Below are 17,443 nucleotides of genomic sequence, written 5' to 3' on the forward strand. Positions count from 1 at the left end.
CATCGACTTACGGTGCGACCGCGCCCCAGTCGGTGAAGCCGGTGGGGTCGTGGCGACCGATGCTGGCGTGTTCGAACAGGCCCCAGCCTTCGGCGTCGCCGCAGCGGGCGTGTGCGACGTGGTCGATCACGCCATATGGGGTACGGGCGACGATGGACGGGTCGGTGAGGTCGTATCGGCTGGAGGAGGCCCAGTTTCGGCCCTTCCATTGGCCGTGCTGCCAGTCGGGGTCACCGCCGTAGCCGCAGCCGACGTGCAGCGGGACACCGATGCCCGGTGTGATCTCGATTTCCAGCGGCTTGCCGTCCGGTGTGGTCATGGACAGCCTGGCTGCGACGGGAAGTCTTGTCCCGGAACGATATTCGATCGCTATTCGCGGCCAGCCGAGTTGCTCGGTGCGTCCGTCCGGCCAGATCCGCGTCGCGTCGTTGAGCGTGCGCCTGCCGTCCGGGTCCTCCTGCACGATGACCACCACAGCGAACTCCTCGAACCGCAGCGGCACATACAGCCACCAGAAACCACCGGACGGCTCGGTGGCCGCGCGTCCGGGCGGCTCCGTCTCGCCGACCGGACGGATGCCCCACGAGCGGTCCCTGGTCCCGGTCCACACCGTCGGGTCGACCGCGATGTCGTCGCCGTCGATGTGCAGAGTTCCCGCCCATGAGCCGGTCTGCGCGAACCGGGACGCGTCGATGATCGGCCGGTTGCCGGTGAGCATGAGGTGCGGCTGTTCCTGCACGGCGGGGAAGGCGCCGGTCCAGGTCAGGTCGAAGCCCAACTCGTCGTGCTCGCACACCACGCGGATGCGTTGCAGCGGCTCGAGCACCTCGACGCGGTAGCCGCCCACGCACTGATCGAGGCTGCGTGCGCCGAGCGCGTCCGAGAACCGCACCGCCCGCAGCGTGTCACCGCGCCGGACGGCGGCGTAGGCGTCGATCACCCCCAGGTTGGGGTACACGCCGAGGCCGGTGATCAGCAGCGTGCCACCGTCGCGGTCGTGGGCGTTGAAGTAGGCGCGGTCGTAGAAGTTCCGGTCACTGCTGGCCACTCGGGCCAGCGACAGCGGAGTCTGGTGGATCGGGTATTCGTCCAACGGCACAGGCATGGTCAGTCCCATTCGTAGGTTCCGTCGAGCAGCGCTTCCAGGCTGGTGCGGTGCATGACGTAATCGTCGCGGTCGGGAGTGTCGGTGTCCTCGCCGAAGTGGATCATCCTGCGCTTCACCCTGGCCATGACGATCGCGTGCCGCAGTGCGGCGTAGACGAGGTAGAAGTCGAGGTCGCGCACCATATACCCGGTGAGCTCCTGATATTTCGTCACCACGTCGTCGCGGCGCAGGAAGTCGGGGAGCCCGGGCTGCCCGAAGCGAGTGGCGAGGTCCTGGAAGAACCGGTGGATGAAGATCACCCAGCCCAAGTCGAGTTCGCGCGGCCCGAGCGCGGCCATCTCCCAGTCCAGCACCGCCACGGGGTCGAACTCCTGGTAGATGATGTTGCCGGGGCGTGCGTCACCCCAGCTGAGCACGTCTGGTTCGGGCTGGGCGGGCCAGTGCTCCGCCAGCCATGCGAAAGTTCGCTCGATGAGCGGGATCTCGAAGCCGTCATCCGCGAGCGCCCATCGGTACCAGGCCTTCTGCGCAGCGACATGCCGGTGCAGCGACTGGCCCGGTCCGCTCAGCATCGGGAAACGCGCCGCGGGGTCAGGGATGTCGTGGATCTTCGCGATCACTTCGACGGTGTTGTGGGTGAGGCGGAGGCGCTCCGCAGGGCCGGCCTCGAACAGCCAGCCGACAAACACGTACGGCGGGTTGTCCGTCGGTATTCGCCCGTCGACCCGGCGCATCACGAAGAACGGTGCGCCGAGCGGCTTGTCATCGTTCTCCAGCCAGCACAGTTCGGGCACCGGCACGTCGGTGGCGGCGGCGACGCCCGCCATCACCCGGTACTGGGTCGCCAGGTCGTATGTTTCGAACACGGGGAACGATCCGGCGTCGGGCGCCATCCGCGCGACGAACGACCCGCTTTCCCCTCGGCCTCCGACGCTCCACTCGGCGTCGAACAGGATCGACGTGCTGGACATGCCACCGGACTGCGGGCGCGACAGTTCCGAGATCCGCGGCGGACGGTCGGCGGAAACCTTCGAATCCAGCCAGCGCGCGAGGTTCTCGGCGAGCATGTCGAGATCGCGTTCGCTGACGGTCAGTTGCTGTCGCTGTGCCGGATCAGGATCGTCGGTCATCGTTGTCCTCCTGACGCAGGAACCCCAGACCCGCGACGCGCTGGGATACGAGACTGTAACGCGTTCCAGTCTCATGGCGGGCGGAAAACCGGCCCACTGGGTGGCAGCGGCGCCTCGAAACGATCCGTCGGGCAGGGTGGACCGAGCCTACTTCTGGTGCTCATAGCCCTCGATTCCGTCGGCGACGCCGATATCCTCATGCCACAGCGCCGGATACTCGGCGATGAAGGTGGTCATCAGGTCGATGCAGCGGCGATCGTCCAGCACGGTCACCGCGACGCCGTGCTCGGCGAGCCAATCGTGCCCGCCGGAGAAAGTCCGCGCTTCCCCCACGACAACCGAGCCGATGCCGAACTGGCGAACCAGACCGCTGCAGTACCAGCAGGGTGAGAGCGTGGTCACCATGATCGTGGAACCGTAGTCGCGTCGCCGTCCCGCCGCGCGGAAGGCGTCGGTCTCGGCGTGGACGCTGGGATCGCCGGACTGCACCCGGCGGTTGTGGCCGCGTCCGAGCAGGGTGCCATCCGCGTCGAACAGGGCGGCGCCGATCGGGATTCCGCCCTCGGCGAGCCCGCGCAGCGCTTGGTCGTACGCCACCTCTAGCAGCTGTTGTGCCGATGTCACCTGCGTCATACGTCCACTGTCCAAGCAAGCCACCCCTGGCCGCAACGTACAGTTCGTCCGCACGGCTGGGCCGCGAAGCAGCCGACGCTGGTACCGCCCGGTTCCACGGCGACGACGCGGACTGGCGTGTCTGACTCGCTGTTCGGCTCGCCAAGGCGCGGTGGGATTCGGGGCGCGGTCGATTGATGGGGGCGTGCGGACAGGCCGTAGGCTCGAAACTTGTGCCGAACACGTCAGACGTAACGCAGGAGCAGCCCACCGGCGACCCGAACTACCTGGTCGGGCTCGATCTGAACGGGCGGCGTGTCGTCGTGGTCGGCGGTGGCTCGGTGGCGCAGCGCAGGCTCGGACTGCTGATCGCCTCCGGCGCCCACGTGCATGTGGTGAGCCGTGCGGTCACGCCCGCGGTCGAGGCGATGGCGACCTCCGGCCAGATCTCCGTCACGCTGCGCGGGTATGCCGACGGAGACCTCGAGGGCGCCTGGTACGCGATCGCCTGCACCGACGAGCCGGAGACCAACACGGCGGTCGTCGCGGAGGCGACCCGGCGACGGATCTTCTGTGTGCGCGCCGACATCGCCCGGCTCGGCACCGCGGTGACCCCGGCTACCGCGCGCTACGACGGACTGACGCTCGGCGTGCTGGCGAGCGGGCAGCACCGGCGTTCCGCCGCGGTCCGCAACGCGCTGCTGGAGGCACTGCAATCCGGTGTGGTGATCGATGATTCGACGCCGATCGCGCCGGGTGTCGCGCTGGTGGGCGGCGGGCCCGGCGATCCCGACCTGATCACCGTGCGCGGGCGGCGGCTGCTGGCCAGGGCCGATCTGGTCGTCGCCGACCGGCTGGCCCCGCCGGAACTGCTCGCCGAACTCGGGCCCGAGGTCGAGGTGATCGACGCCGCGAAGATCCCGTACGGGCGGGCGATGGCGCAGGAGGCGATCAACAGCACGCTGGTCGAGGGCGCGAAGGCGGGCAAGTTCGTGGTGCGGCTCAAGGGCGGCGACCCGTACGTGTTCGGACGCGGCTACGAGGAGCTGGAGGCGTGTGTCGATGCCGGGGTGCCTGTCACCGTGGTGCCCGGCGTGACCAGCCCCATCGCGGTGCCGGCCGTCGCGGGGATTCCGGTGACGCATCGCGGCGTCACCCACGAGTTCGTCGTGGTGAGCGGGCATGTGGCTCCGGATCATCCGGACTCGCTGGTCGACTGGCCCGCGCTTGCCAGATTGCGCGGCACCCTCGTGCTGATGATGGCGGTGGAACGGATCGAGCAGTTCGCCACCGTGCTGCAGGAAGGTGGTCGCCCGTCCGACACGCCCGCCACGGTCATCCAGGAGGGCACGCTGCGCACCCAGCGCGTACTGCGCGCCGATCTCGGCACGGTCGCCGCACGGGTGCGGGCGGAAGGCATCCGGCCGCCCGCGATCGTGGTGATCGGACCGACCGCCGGATTCTCGGCCGACTCCGCCGCATCGCACGCCGACTCCGCTGCCGGATAGCGCGCTCAGCGGCGGGCCGAGTCGATCCGCTGGCAATCGGACGGCTCGAGCGGTGGCTGATCGAGTTCGGTCGGTGGTGCCCGATCGTGGTTCATGGCCTTCCCACCGGGTCCGTGGCGCAGGCGGCGGTGGCTGCATCAATTACAGTGGCTCACTGTGCTCCAGAATCCCGCTGCGACGATGCAGTATCCGGTGACGCAGCGGGCCTTCGGGCTCGCGATCCTCGTACTGAGCGGGTTGCAGCTCATGGTCGTTCTCGACGGCACGGTGGTGATCTTCGCCCTGCCCCGGCTGCAGGAAGAGATGGGGCTGTCCAGCGCAGGCAGCGCGTGGACGGTCACGTCCTATGGGCTCACCTTCGCGGGTCTGATGCTGCTCGGCGGCAGGCTCGGCGACGCCTTCGGGCGCAAACGCATGCTCGTCCTCGGTGTCGTCCTGTTCACCGTCGCCTCGCTGGCCTGCGGGCTCGCGCAGAACCAGGCCATGCTGCTCGCGGCGCGCGCGCTCCAAGGCGCGGGCGCGGCGGTGGCGGCGCCGACGGCCTTCGCCCTCGTGGCAACGACGTTCGCGCCGGGCAAGGCGCGCAATCAAGCGATCGCGATCGTCGGGTCGATGGTCGGAATCGGCTCGGTCGGTGGCCTGGTGGTCGGCGGCGCGCTGACCCAGTTGTCGTGGCGGTGGATCTTCCTGATCAACGTTCCGATCGGCGCGCTGATCATCCTCGGCGCGGTCTACAAGCTCGCCGACACAGAACACCACCGTTCGTCGCTCGATGTGCCCGGCGCGGTGCTCGGCACCCTCGCCTGCGCCGCCATCGTGTTCGGCGCCACCGAGGGCCCCGAGATGGGGTGGGGCCACCCGGCCATCATCGGTTCACTCATCGCGGGTGTCGTGCTGCTGATCGTCTTCGTCGCACTGGAGCGGCGGGTGGAAGACCCACTGCTGCCGTGGTCGCTGTTCGACAGCCGCGACCGCGTCGCCACCTTTCTGCTGATCTTCCTTGCCGGCGGCGTACTCGGCGCGATGACCTTCTTCGTCGCCCAGTTCATGCAGAACGTGATCGGCTACGGCCCGCTGAAGGCGGGCGTCGCGGCCATCCCGTTCACTGTCGGCATCGGTATCGGCGGCGCGCTGGCATCCAAGGCCGCGTTGTACATCGCGCCGCGCTGGCTACTCGCGGGCGCGGCCCTCGTGCTCGGCCTCGGGCTGCTGTTCGGCTCGACCCTCGACGGAGACGTGCTGTACTTCGCGACGCTACTGCCCCTGTTGGTCGTGATCGGTCTGGGCGTCGGCATGGCCATGGTGCTCGCGCCGCTGTGTGTGTTGGTCGGCGTGCCACCGGCGAACATCGGTCCGTTGGCCGCGGTCGGGCAGATGTTCATGAACCTCGCCACCCCGGTCGCCATCGGCCTGCTTACGCCGATCGCCGCCTCGCGCACGCTGTCACTCGGCGGCCGCACCGGCAAGGTGGCGGGTATGACGCCCGCCGAGATCGCCGCGCTGGGCAATGGCTACACCCTGGTTTTGTTCGTGTGCGCTTTGATCGCCTTCGCGGCGGGACTGGTCGCGTTGACGTTGCGATTCACCCCGCAACAGCTGGCGTTGGCGCAGCACGCGCAGGAAGAGGCCCAGCAGGCCTGAGACCACCGGGTCCGCGGACTACAGCCGGCCGGCGACCTTGCGCGGTGTCACCCGCACGATGACCCTCGGTCCGTCGTGCGCCGAGGCGGGGTTGAAATCCAGATACTTCTGGCCGGTGTATTTCAGTGAAAGCTCGTCGGGCAGGAACTTGTCCGGATCCGGCGTGAGCGTCGCGTTGCCGCGGATCTCCGCGTACACATAGGGGTTGTCCGGTGGGTTGATCAACACCGTGATCCGCGGGTCGCGTGCGAGGTTCTTGCCCTGCTGGCGATCGGTGGTGGTGGAGAACAACAGATCGTCGCCGTCGCGCTTGATCCAGATCACGGTCAGGTGCGGCTGCCCGTTCGGCCCGATCGTGGCCGCGGTGGCGAACACGCGCTCCTCGTCCAGGTACTTCTTCAGGGCATCGGAAAGAACAGCGGTACTGGTCACGTTCTGAGCGAACAATCCGGTGCGCCAGGGCATTCCCGCTGGGTGCGGCCGAAACCGGACGTCATCTCGTCGGCGACCTACTTGTTCTGCGGAAACCCGAGGTTCAGCCCGCCGTGGCTCGGGTCCAGCCAGCGGGTGGTGACCGCCTTGCCGCGGGTGAAGAACTGGACCCCGTCGGTGCCGTGCGCGTGCGCGTCCCCGAACAGCGAGTTCTTCCAGCCGCCGAAGCTGTAATAGGACATGGGTACCGGGATCGGCACGTTGATCCCGACCATGCCGACCTCCACCTCGTGGTGGAAGCGCCTGGCCGCGCCGCCGTCATTGGTGAAGAGGGCGGTGCCGTTGCCGTAAGGGTTGGCGTTGACCAAGGCGAGTGCGTCGTCGTAGCTGTCGACCCGCACGATCGACAGGACCGGGCCGAAGATCTCGTCGGTGTAAACGCTCATATCCGTGTCGACGTGGTCGAGAATCGTCGGTCCGAGCCAGAACCCGTCGGCCGCGCCGTCGGCTTCGACGCCGCGGCCATCGAGAACCACTGTGGCACCGGCAGTTTCGCCTGCCACGAGGTAGTCCACGACCCGGTCACGGTGCGCGCGGGTGACCAGCGGGCCCATGTCGGCCGCACGGGTTCCGTCGCCGGTCTTGATGGTCGCGGCCCGCTCGGCGATCTTGCCGACCAGCTCGTCGGCCGTGCCGCCGACGGCGACCACCACGCTGATCGCCATGCATCGCTCGCCCGCGGAGCCGAACCCGGCGTTCACCGCGGCGTCGGCGGCCAAGTCCAGATCGGCGTCCGGCAGCACGACCATGTGATTCTTCGCGCCGCCGAGCGCCTGCACCCGCTTACCGGCCGTGGTGCCACGCTGGTAGACGTACCGCGCGATCGGCGTGGAGCCCACGAACGAAACGGCCTTGATGCCCGGGTTGTCCAACAGCTCGTCGACCGCTACCTTGTCGCCCTGCAGCACGGTGAAAACCCCTGCGGGCAAATCTGCTTCATCCCACAGCTGGGCGAGCCACAGCGAGGCCGACGGGTCCTTCTCACTGGGCTTGAGCACCACCGTATTGCCCGCGGCGATGGCGAGGGGGAAGAACCACATCGGCACCATTGCGGGGAAATTGAACGGGGAGATCACCGCGACCGGGCCCAGCGGTTGGCGGAGGGAAAAGATGTCCACCTTCGTCGAGGCGTTCTCGGTGTAGCCGCCCTTGAGCAGATGCGGCACGCCGCAGGCGAATTCGACGACCTCCAGGCCGCGGCTCACCTCGCCCATGGCATCGGCCAGGACCTTGCCGTGTTCGGCCGTGATCAGGTGTGCGAGTTCTTTCTTACGTTCGTTGAGCAGTTCGCGGAAGCGGAACAGGATCTGGGTGCGCCGGGCCAGCGAAGTGTCCCGCCAGGCCGGGAATGCCGCGGCCGCCGAATCGATGGCCGCCCGGGTGTCCGCCACGTTCGCCAGCGCGACCTGCCCGGTCACCACGCCGGTCGCCGGGTTGGTCACCGGTGCCGTCGCCTCGCTGGTGCCCGCGAAAGTCTTGCCGTCGAGCCAGTGCGCGATGGTCTGCATATCTCCTCGATTCGATCGTGAGCGTGGGCGGTGCCGTCTCTCGTCGCCACGTGCGGCGGTTCCCTCGGGCGGCGCGACGTCGCTGATACCACTCTGATCAAGCCTTCCCGATGACCCGACGATCTGTAGGTGATTTCGCGCTGTCTATTCCGATTCATCGGTGCTTTCCTCGGTGGCCGACGTGTGGGCGAGGTCGGTGGTCCACGCCGGTGAACCCGAGGTCGTCGGCGGGGGATCGCTGGTTCGGCCGCACGCTGGGGTGCACGTCAGCGAGCTGCCGAACAGACGGCGGGCGACAAGCTATGAGCCGACCGCCGTCAGCTCCCGGATACGGAGCATTCGGGAGCGGTGACCTGCTACAGCCGTAGCGACAGTTGCCTCCTGGTCCCGATCTGCCCGGGTTCGGTGGTTCGCCGGGCATAAACTGGGAAGGCAGCGCGGCAGCACCGCGGCGCCCGACACAGACAAGACGATGGCCGACCAGGACCCATTCGCGACGCAGAGTGACCGGCCTCCAGACATCGATAGAGAGCTGGAGGGCACCGGTCTCGACGGCCCGCGACAGATCGGGCGGGGAGGTTTCGGGGTGGTCTACCGTTGTACGCAGCGGGCGCTGAACCGCAACGTCGCGGTCAAGATCCTGCTTGCGACGGCGGATCTCGAGCCGGAAAACGTCGAACGATTTCTGCGCGAGCAGCAAGCGATGGGCGCATTGTCCGGCCATCCGAACATCGTGCACATCCTCCAAGTCGGTACCACCCGCAGCGGACGCCCGTACTTGGTCATGCCGTACCACTCCCACGGCTCGCTGGAAGACCGTATTCGCCGAGAGGGACGCCTGCCGCTCGACGACGCAATCCGTATCACGATCAAAATGGCAGGCGCCCTCGAGACGGCGCATCGGGCCGGGATTCTGCACCGTGATATCAAGCCGGGAAATGTGTTGCTCACCGATTATGGCGAGCCACAGCTCACCGACTTCGGGATCGCCCGCATCGAGGGTGGTTTCGAGACGACCACCGGCGTGATCACCGGCTCGCCCGCGTTCACCGCCCCCGAGGTATTGCGATCCGGAAACCCGTCGGTCGCGTCCGACGTATACGGTCTGGGCGCCACCTTGTTCTGCATGATCACCGGCCATGCCGCGTTCGAGCGCCGCTCCGGCGAGCAGGTGGTCGCGCAGTTCCTGCGGATCGCCGCCGAGCCGCTGCCGGATCTGCGGCCCGATGGCATGCCCGACGACCTCTGTGCCGCCATCGAGGCGAGTATGTCGCACAACCCGGCCGAACGCCCGGCGTCAGCCGCCGAGTTCGGTGAATCGCTGCGCGGTGTCGAGAAGTCCCACGGTATGCCGGTGCAGGATATGACGGTGCGCACCGACGACTACGGCGACCTGACGTCGACTGTGGAAGACATCGGCGCACCGGGATCGGCTCCTACCGGCCGGTCACCGTCATTCCGGCGGACCACGACGCCGCCCACCCCCGAAACAAAGTTCCGCCCGGCCATGTCCGCGCGGGCGTTGGTGCATCGCGGCAGACTGATCGATCGATTGCGGACCGCTTCCCGACCGCGACTGACTGTCATCCACGCTCCGGCCGGGTTCGGTAAGAGCACTCTGGCCGCGCAGTGGGCCGGACACCTTGCCGAGGAGCAGCAGGTGGCGGTCGCGTGGTTGAACGCCGATCGCGACGACAACAACGTCGTGTGGTTCCTGCTGCATCTGATCGAGGCGATTCACCGGGTGCGTCCGGCGCTGGTGCCCGAGCTGGGCCGGATGCTCGAGGAGCAAGGTTCGGAGGCAACTCGCTATGTGCTCACGACGTTGATCAACGACATCCATGAGCACCACGAACGTGTGGCGGTGGTAATCGATGATTGGCATCGGATTACCGATCCCGCCGCCACTGCCGCCCTGCGGTTCCTGCTGGAGAACGGTTGCCACCATTTGCAGATCATCGTCACCAGCAGATCGTCGGAGGGCTTGCCGCTGGCGACTATGGGTGTTCGCAATGAGCTCGTCGAGATCGACTCCAGTGCTTTGCGTTTCGACGCTCTCGAGGCGGGCTCGTTTCTGGTGGAGCTGGGTGGTCTGCCCCTGGATGACGGTGAGGTCGCGGAGTTGCGCGACAGCACCGAAGGCTGGGTCGCGGCATTGCAGCTCGCATCGCTGTCACTGCGCGGACACCACGACCCCGGTACATTGATCAGCCACATATCGGGACGCCATCACGCTATCGCTGAGTACCTCGCCGAGAACGTGCTCGACACGGTGGATCCGGCGCTGTTGGTTGCCCTGCTGGAGACCTCCCTGCCCGAAAAGATCTGCGGTGACCTCGCCACCGCGTTGACCGGGCAGCGGCACGGGCAGGCGCTGCTGGAAAACATCGAGCGGCGGAATTTGTTCCTGCGCCGTATCGACGAGGATGGGGAATGGTTCCGCTATCACCACTTGTTCGTGGAATTCCTGCGTCAGCGGCTCGCGCGCGACCGCCCCGATCAAGTGGACGAACTGCACCGCACTGCCGCCACCTGGTTCGGCGAGCACGGGATGATCAGCGAGGCCATCGATCACGCCCTCGCCTGCGGCGACGGCGAACACGCAGTGGACCTCGTTGAGAAGCGGGCCATGGACCACGTCGCGCATGCCCGGTTCGCGACGCTGCTCGGCCTGGTAGCGAAGCTTCCGCCGCCGCTCGTGGCAACCCGTCCGCGTCTGCAACTCGCGCTCGCCTGGACATATACGCTGCTGCGTCGACCCGCCGAGCTGAATACCGCACTGCGGCTCGCGGGCGCGTCGATCGAGGGGCCCGATTCCGATCTCGCGGCCGAAGCAGCCCTCATCGAGAGCGCCGGGCGCGCGATGAGCGACCATCTCGAGGGCGTAGACGCTGTAGTGGCCGATTGCCTGTCCAGAACCGACACGTTGAGTCCGTGGGCACTGGGTGCTGCGGCAAGCACCGCAGCGTATTTGGCCTTCCGCCGTTTCGAGTTCGATCAAGTACATGCGTGGTTCGACTGGGCCGCTCCTTACCAGCAGCGGATCGGCGGAACGTTCAGCCAGATAATCAACCACAGCTTGTTGGGTCTCGTGGCCCGTGAACAGCTCGACGTCTCCGCCGCCGAACACAGTTTCCGCAAGGCTCGCAAGATCGCCAGGAGCTCCTCCAGTTACCAGTCCTACCCGGCGTTGGCTGATGCGCTGCTCGGCGAGCTGCTCTACGAACGCGATCAACTCGATGAGGCCGAGCAACTGCTGGATGAAGTCAGCGGTGTCGGAGTCGAAGGCGGCCCGGTGGAATTCATGATGGCCACCTACGCGACCGGCGCCCGGATCAAAGCACTGCGTGGTGATCTCGATGCCGCGGCGCGACGCCTGGACAAAGGCGCGAGGACCGCCAGAACGCTTGCCGTGCCGCGACTTGCCGCGCGAATCACCAACGAGCGGGTACGCCTCGGACTGACGACCACCACAACCTCGGCCGTAGAAGCACCCGACCAGGCAGGCGCCGGCCGCCGTGCAATGGCAACGGGTGACAACGGCATCGCGATCCTGACCGGCGAACTGATCGAGGATTCCGCGATACGCGTGCTGCTACGTGACCAGATCCCCGCCCAGATCGCCGCCGCCTGCGCACGGGCCACACGGTTGCGTAATTCCATCGACGCCGCTCGCCGCCCACGAGCGGCGCTACACGCCCAACTGCTGCTCGCGTCCTGCCTTGCGGCGGCCGGACAGACCGACGACGCCAAGAACACACTCGTGCCGGTCGTCGCGACCTGTGCTGACACCGGCCTGATCCGGCCACTGCGCGACGAAGGCCCCTGGATCACACGCCTGCTTCATGCGCTTGAACACGATCTTCGTGAAGGCCGGTGGCAGCACAACTGGCCGAGGATTTCACACGCATTCCTCCCAGTGGTCCTGGACGACCCACAACGGCCTCCTCCGGCTTCACGCGCACCGGAGGAGGCCGACCAGCGGTAGCGGTTGTCGGGCAGATCAGCGCAGCGAGCGGCGGGTGCTCTGGTTCCGCACCGCCCCCGCGTTCACCACGCCGACGATCTCGCCGAGGTCGGCCGCCCGTCGGTGACCGGGTGACCGCACCCGCGCTCAGGTGATGACGAGAAGTTCAGTAGGTGAGGCGATCTCGGCTCGCAACCCGGCCTTCGCCGCCACCCGCGCGACGCGGCGGACGTCGGTCGGCTCGGCCCTGGTGAGCACGAGGGCCCGGGCCAGCAGGCCCTTGTGGTGCTTGTTGAAGTGACTCACCACCGTGCGGGACCCGTCGGGGTGCTCGGTGAGCACATTCGCGGTGATGGCGCCCGGAACGCGGCCCAGCTGCTGGTAGGTGCCGGAGCGCAGGTCGACTACGAGTTCACCCGCGGCCTCGGTGTGCAACGCCTCGGCAAGCGCGTCGCGCCAGACCGCCGAAAGGGTCGGTAGTCCAGGCAGTTTGGAGCCGCCGGAGAGCCGGTAGGCGGGAATGGGGTCACCCGCGCGGACCGCGCCGAACAGGGCTGAGCCGATACCGAGCCGGGCATACGCCTTGGCTCGTTGGAGCTTCGTGAACGAGCCCGCGTCGAGCGCGTCGTAGAGGACGCCGGTGTAGCGCTCCAGCGCGGGCCGGGTCGGTGACGTGCGCAACGCCGCATTGCGGGCGATCTCGCCCTCAGCCCCCTTGCCGAGCCCCAGCGCCGAGCGGGCGTTGTCCGGGTCGGCCGCCAGCCGCACCACTTCGTCGACCAAGCGCGCACGCACCGCTGTGAGCTGCGGCATAGCCAGGGTGTCCAGCGCGAGGGGCGCGCCCGCGCCGCCGTCGGATTTGGTTTCGGAAGGAGGTAGCAGCACCAGCACGAACGAATACGGTAATGCGCTGTCGACAGCATCCGGTCGGCGACTACCCTGTGCTTCCGTGATCACCCGCCTCTCCCGCCTGTTCCTGCGAACCCTCCGCGACGATCCCGCCGACGCCGAGGTGCCCAGCCATAAACTCTTGGTTCGCGCCGGCTATGTGCGCCGCGTCGCCCCAGGTGTCTACTCGTGGTTGCCGCTGGGCCTACGAGTGCTGCGCAAGGTCGCGGACGTGGTGCGCGAGGAGATGGACGCGATCGGCGCCCAGGAGATCTCGCTGCCCGCGCTGCTGCCGCGGGACCCGTACGAGACCACCAACCGGTGGACCGAGTACGGTGACGGCCTTTTCCGGTTGCAGGACCGCAAGGGTGCGGACTATTTGCTCGGCCCCACCCATGAGGAGCTGTTCGCGCTCACTGTGAAGGGCGAGTACAGCTCCTACAAGGACCTTCCGGTCACGCTGTACCAGATCCAGACCAAGTACCGCGACGAGGAGCGCCCCCGCGCGGGTATCCTGCGCGGGCGTGAGTTCGTTATGAAGGACTCCTACTCCTTCGATCTGAGCGAGGACGGACTGAAGGCGAGCTACGACGCACATCGTGAGGCCTACCAGCGCATCTTCGATCGGCTGCGGGTCAAGTACGTCATCGTCGCGGCAACCTCGGGTGCGATGGGCGGCAGCGCGTCGGAGGAGTTCCTGGCCGACAGCCCCGTCGGCGAGGACACCTACGTGCGCTGCCACGAATCCGGTTACGCGGCCAATGTGGAGGCGGTGGTCACGTCAGCTCCCGCGCCGTTGCCGATCGAAGGACAGCCCGCGGCCGTCGTGCACGACACCCCCGGCACCCCGACCATCGCGACCCTGGTCGACTGGGCCAACAGCGCGGGCATCGCCGAGCGCTACGGTCGCCCGGTCACCGCGTCCGACACACTGAAGAACGTCATGGTGAAGCTGCGCCACCCGGACGGCAAGACCGAGATCCTCGGCATCGGGGTCCCCGGCGATCGAGAGGTCGATGACAAGCGCCTGGGCGTCTCGGTCGAACCGGCCGAGGTCGAGTTGCTCACCGAAGCCGATTTCGCCGAGAGCCCATTCCTGGTGAAGGGATACATCGGACCGAAGGCGTTGCAGGCCAACGGTGTTCGCTACCTGGTCGATCCCCGCGTCGGCACCGGGACGAGTTGGATCACCGGCGCCGACCAGCCGGGCAAGCATGTCGTCGGCCTGGTCGCCGGTCGTGACTTCACGCCCGACGGCACCATCGAGGCCGCCGAGGTCCGCGACGGTGATCCCTCACCGGACGGGCGCGGCACCCTGGTCACGGCCCGCGGCATCGAGATCGGCCACATCTTCCAGCTCGGCAACAAGTACACCGACGCGTTCGAGGTCGACGTGCTGGGCGAGAACGGCAAGCCGGTGCGGCTCACCATGGGCTCCTACGGCATCGGCGTCTCGCGCATGGTCGCGGTGATCGCCGAGCAGCAGCACGACGACAAGGGGCTGCGCTGGCCAGCCGAGGTCGCGCCGTACGACGTGCACGTCGTCATCGCGAACAAGGACGACGCGGCGCGTGCGGGGGCCGAAGAGGTGGTGGCCGGGCTGCACGCCCACGGCTTGGATGTGCTCTTCGATGACCGCACTGCCTCGCCCGGCGTCAAGTTCAAGGACGCCGAGCTGCTCGGCATGCCGTTGGTCCTGGTCATCGGCCGCGGCTGGGCGGAGGGCAAGGTCGAACTGCGCGACCGTTTCACCGGCGAGGCGGAAGAGATATCCGCCGCCTCGGCCGTGGACGCGGTGGTGGCCAAAGCCCGTCGCTGACTGTTCCATCTCTCCGGGTTGGCCGCACTGGCGATGCCCATCGTGCGGTGCGCGATGGGCAGCCCGGCCGCTGGATTCGGACCCGGGCCGTACGCGGCGGTCGTTATGGCAGCCGGCAACGAATGCAATTGGCCGGCAATGGAATCATTCGAGCCGAAACAGTGGTGACATCGTGTCCGGTCAGTGGATGAACTTTCGCCATTCCCAGTGCCGCTGGCCATTTCGATGCCGCACCCGATGACCGTCGATCGAAACGCCGAGATTATGCTCGAACTGATTGCCGGAATATTCGAAGTGCGGCCTCCCGAAGGTTATCGGCGCGCAGGTGCGCAGCCTGTCGGTAGCTCGTGATCGGAGTCGAAGGTATCCGCGGTGTCGATGGCAGTGCGGATTGTCTCGCCAAACACAACCTCGCTGGACAATGGTGCGTACAGGGTAATTTTCGCCTACCGACGAGGCTTCCCGGTGTTGGGAGTCGGTTACGGCCTCATATGTGTAAAAATGTCGGGCGTAAGAGTGCGGACGATCAGCGGAAGCGGACTGTGAGCGAGCAGAACAAAGACAACCCGGACAACGCTGGTGAAAACAACGAGACGCCGGACGTTGGTTTCAGCCTGCCCTTCGGTACGCCGGACGGGGCAGAGGGGGCGGACGGGACCGCTGCTCCGGAGAGGGACGAGGCCGCCGAGAGCCGGGATCGGGTGCTGGCGCGGCAGATTGCCGATGCGATGGCCGCGGTCGGTCCGGAGGGTTGGCAGCAGCTGGATGCGGTGTTCGCGCTGACCACTACCACCGGTTTTGCCGAGGTTGTCTACGCCGACGGTGAGCGTTCGATGCGGGCCGAGCCGCCCGCTCCGGTTCTCGATCAGGTGCGCGAGCACCGCGCGTTGGTCGCGGAGCTGGACGGTGAGCCGTGGTGGCGGTTGTTGGTCCGGTTGAGCGCCGAGGGTGAGTTCGAGGTCGACTACGACTTCGGTGACGAGCCGTTCCCGGATGGGCAGCTGTTCGATCCCGAGGCCTACCGCGCCGATCTGGAGGAGTACCCGCGCGAGACGCTGCCAGTATGGTTGGCTGCCTATATCGGCCACGGCGGCAGGCAGGCCCGTACTCCGCAGGACGCTGCTGTGGCGGCGCGGGCGGATAAGGCGGCCAAGGTGTGGCCGGTGTTGGCGGAGAACGAGTTTCCCGATTTCCCGGAGATGTGGGCGCGGTGGGCGTGCATTTCGGCGGCGTTCGTCGCGGCCCGCTCGGATTGGGGTCCGCGGGTGTTGCCGTCCATGGGCTGGTTCGAGAGTTCGCGCCGTGGCGGTGCGACGCTGTACTCGCTGCCCGGTGGTAGGGCGGTGCTGTCCGGTGGGGTGTGGGAGTCGCCGAATTTGGATGCCACTTACAACGACGGCGCGCCGATGCCGAACTTTTATGCCGGTGCGCCGGGATGGGTGGCCGATCCGGTGCTCAATCCCCGTGCGGCCACCGGTTTGATGTCGTTTGTGTACTGGTGGGAGGGTGGCCGCTGGTACCGGGGCGAGTCTCCGTCCGCGGAGCAGTGCGCCACCGCGGTTCCCGGTGTGTGGACGGCGAACACCGTGGTCGGCATTGTCGCGGGCCTGGCGGCCCAGCCGCCGAGCGCGGAACAGCGCGCTGCCGCTGCGGCTTTGGTGTCGGCGGCCGAGGTCGGTGTGGTCACCCAAGAGACGGTGGAGAACCTGTTCGGCGAGGACGGCCGGTTCGACATCGACGGGGCTATCTACCAACTGACCCTAGCCGGGGTGATGGCCTCGCTGCCGGAACAGATGCCGGAGGAAGAAGCTATCTTCCGGGTGCGCGGCTACATCGAGAGCCGCGGTCTCGACACCACCGGTTACCCGCTGGACCAACTGGTCGGCGACCGGTTCAGCTGTGGATGGATGGTGTACGTGCCGGTGCCGCGCGGCGAGATCGCGATCGGCCGGGCCATCTTCTACATCGCCGATGACGGTGTGCTGGAACACTCTTCGTCCTCGATCGCGCCGACCACCTTTGTGAAGGGTTTCGAGCAGCGGTTCCAGGAACGGCAGGGGGCGCAGGCGTAAACCGAGAAGCTCGGCACATCCTGAAGTAGGTCGTTCCCCGGCGTTGGTGAACCACCGTACTTCGGTCTATATGAAAATAGGATCATCGGGTCGGTGGATAGACAGGTAGAGGCGGACGGCATGGATGTGGATGCGAAAAGGATCAGGGTCGAAGCCGAGCTGAGCCGACTGTCGGTCGACTTGAAAGATATTGCGAGCAATATTCATGACGTATTCGACACGCTGAATGTGAAGACGGAACCGCTTATGGCGCAGCCACTGTGCGACACGAATGCGTCGGGCGATCATTTCAAAAAGGATTGGAGTAAGCAGAACGAGGCCATTTGCAAGGGCGGCGAATCATTTGAGAAGCTCCTGAATGAAGATTTCGCCGGTGGAATCGACAAGAGCGTGAAGCTGCTCCATAACATCGACGTCGAGAGACGGAGAGCGATCGGGAACGTGACGCCGATCGGGTGGTCGGAGTCTGCCGTCGAAGGAGTCGGGGGAGGAGGCAAGGCGTGAGCAACGCTGATGAGGAACTGCTGGCCAAGATGCTGGAGGACGTCCAGGCGAGTAGGAAATCGCTGCAGGACGCTTATCAACAGCGCACCCACCGACCGGGATGCGTCGCAGTCCGGGGTGACTGACTCGTCTTGGTGATGATGGTGCGCCGGTTGGGGGTGTGTGGTGGCGTTTAATGTCGAGGGCCCGGCATT

General features: G+C 67.0%; 13 protein-coding genes. 7 read left to right on the top strand and 6 right to left on the bottom strand.

Annotated elements, in window-relative coordinates; translation table 11 throughout:
• Positions 1 to 7 precede the first annotated feature (7 nt).
• The 3 genes from AB0H00_RS24935 to AB0H00_RS24945 form a co-directional block, all read right to left on the bottom strand.
• A complete protein-coding gene (locus AB0H00_RS24935; protein ID WP_357270577.1) occupies positions 8 to 1,117 on the bottom strand; it encodes a hypothetical protein in 1,110 nt (369 codons plus the stop codon).
• Positions 1,108 to 2,238 (bottom strand): phosphotransferase family protein, encoded by a 1,131-nt coding sequence (locus AB0H00_RS24940; protein WP_357270580.1) that lies wholly within the window; start codon positions 2,236 to 2,238, stop codon positions 1,108 to 1,110. The genes AB0H00_RS24935 and AB0H00_RS24940 overlap by 10 nt, the downstream gene beginning before the upstream one ends.
• A gap of 147 nt (positions 2,239 to 2,385) precedes the next feature.
• On the bottom strand, positions 2,386 to 2,844 hold the full coding sequence (locus tag AB0H00_RS24945; protein WP_357270621.1) for a nucleoside deaminase: 459 nt from the start codon (positions 2,842 to 2,844) through the stop codon (positions 2,386 to 2,388).
• Positions 2,845 to 3,083: 239 nt separating this feature from the next.
• Between AB0H00_RS24945 and cobA the strand changes: the two genes are divergently transcribed.
• Entirely contained in the window at positions 3,084 to 4,358 is a 1,275-nt protein-coding gene (gene cobA / locus AB0H00_RS24950; RefSeq protein WP_357270583.1) for a uroporphyrinogen-III C-methyltransferase, read from the top strand.
• 180 nt (positions 4,359 to 4,538) lie between these two features.
• On the top strand, positions 4,539 to 5,999 hold the full coding sequence (locus AB0H00_RS24955) for an MFS transporter (RefSeq protein WP_357270624.1): 1,461 nt from the start codon (positions 4,539 to 4,541) through the stop codon (positions 5,997 to 5,999).
• An 18-nt stretch (positions 6,000 to 6,017) separates the two neighbouring features.
• On the opposite strand, the gene AB0H00_RS24960 is transcribed toward AB0H00_RS24955, so the two are convergent.
• Entirely contained in the window at positions 6,018 to 6,431 is a 414-nt protein-coding gene (locus AB0H00_RS24960; RefSeq protein WP_357270586.1) for a PPOX class F420-dependent oxidoreductase, read from the bottom strand.
• Between the two features lie 77 nt (positions 6,432 to 6,508).
• A complete protein-coding gene (locus AB0H00_RS24965) occupies positions 6,509 to 7,999 on the bottom strand; it encodes a CoA-acylating methylmalonate-semialdehyde dehydrogenase (RefSeq protein WP_357270589.1) in 1,491 nt (496 codons plus the stop codon).
• Between the two features lie 472 nt (positions 8,000 to 8,471).
• On the opposite strand from AB0H00_RS24965, the gene AB0H00_RS24970 reads away from it, so the two are divergent.
• Positions 8,472 to 11,987 (top strand): protein kinase, encoded by a 3,516-nt coding sequence (locus tag AB0H00_RS24970; RefSeq protein WP_357270592.1) that lies wholly within the window; start codon positions 8,472 to 8,474, stop codon positions 11,985 to 11,987.
• 126 nt (positions 11,988 to 12,113) lie between these two features.
• Here the strand turns inward: AB0H00_RS24970 and yaaA are convergent, their stop codons facing one another.
• Positions 12,114 to 12,857: a peroxide stress protein YaaA gene (yaaA, locus tag AB0H00_RS24975; RefSeq protein WP_357270627.1), complete on the bottom strand. Its 744-nt coding sequence runs from the start codon at positions 12,855 to 12,857 to the stop codon at positions 12,114 to 12,116.
• A 58-nt stretch (positions 12,858 to 12,915) separates the two neighbouring features.
• On the opposite strand from yaaA, the gene AB0H00_RS24980 reads away from it, so the two are divergent.
• The 4 genes from AB0H00_RS24980 (at position 12,916) to AB0H00_RS24995 (ending at position 17,374) form a co-directional block, all read left to right on the top strand.
• Positions 12,916 to 14,673, top strand: a complete 1,758-nt coding sequence (locus AB0H00_RS24980; protein ID WP_357270595.1) for a proline--tRNA ligase — start codon at positions 12,916 to 12,918, stop codon at positions 14,671 to 14,673.
• 542 nt (positions 14,674 to 15,215) lie between these two features.
• Entirely contained in the window at positions 15,216 to 16,745 is a 1,530-nt protein-coding gene (locus AB0H00_RS24985; protein ID WP_357270597.1) for a hypothetical protein, read from the top strand.
• 93 nt (positions 16,746 to 16,838) lie between these two features.
• Positions 16,839 to 17,249, top strand: coding sequence for a hypothetical protein (locus tag AB0H00_RS24990; protein ID WP_357270600.1), 411 nt, complete (start codon positions 16,839 to 16,841; stop codon positions 17,247 to 17,249).
• The gene (locus tag AB0H00_RS24995; RefSeq protein WP_357270602.1) at positions 17,246 to 17,374 is read left to right on the top strand and encodes a hypothetical protein; all 129 of its coding nucleotides are present in this window, start codon (positions 17,246 to 17,248) and stop codon (positions 17,372 to 17,374) included. The genes AB0H00_RS24990 and AB0H00_RS24995 overlap by 4 nt, the downstream gene beginning before the upstream one ends.
• The last annotated feature ends 69 nt before the right edge of the window (positions 17,375 to 17,443 follow it).

The sequence above is a fragment of the Nocardia sp. NPDC023852 genome, assembly GCF_040639505.1.
Taxonomy (GTDB): domain Bacteria; phylum Actinomycetota; class Actinomycetes; order Mycobacteriales; family Mycobacteriaceae; genus Nocardia.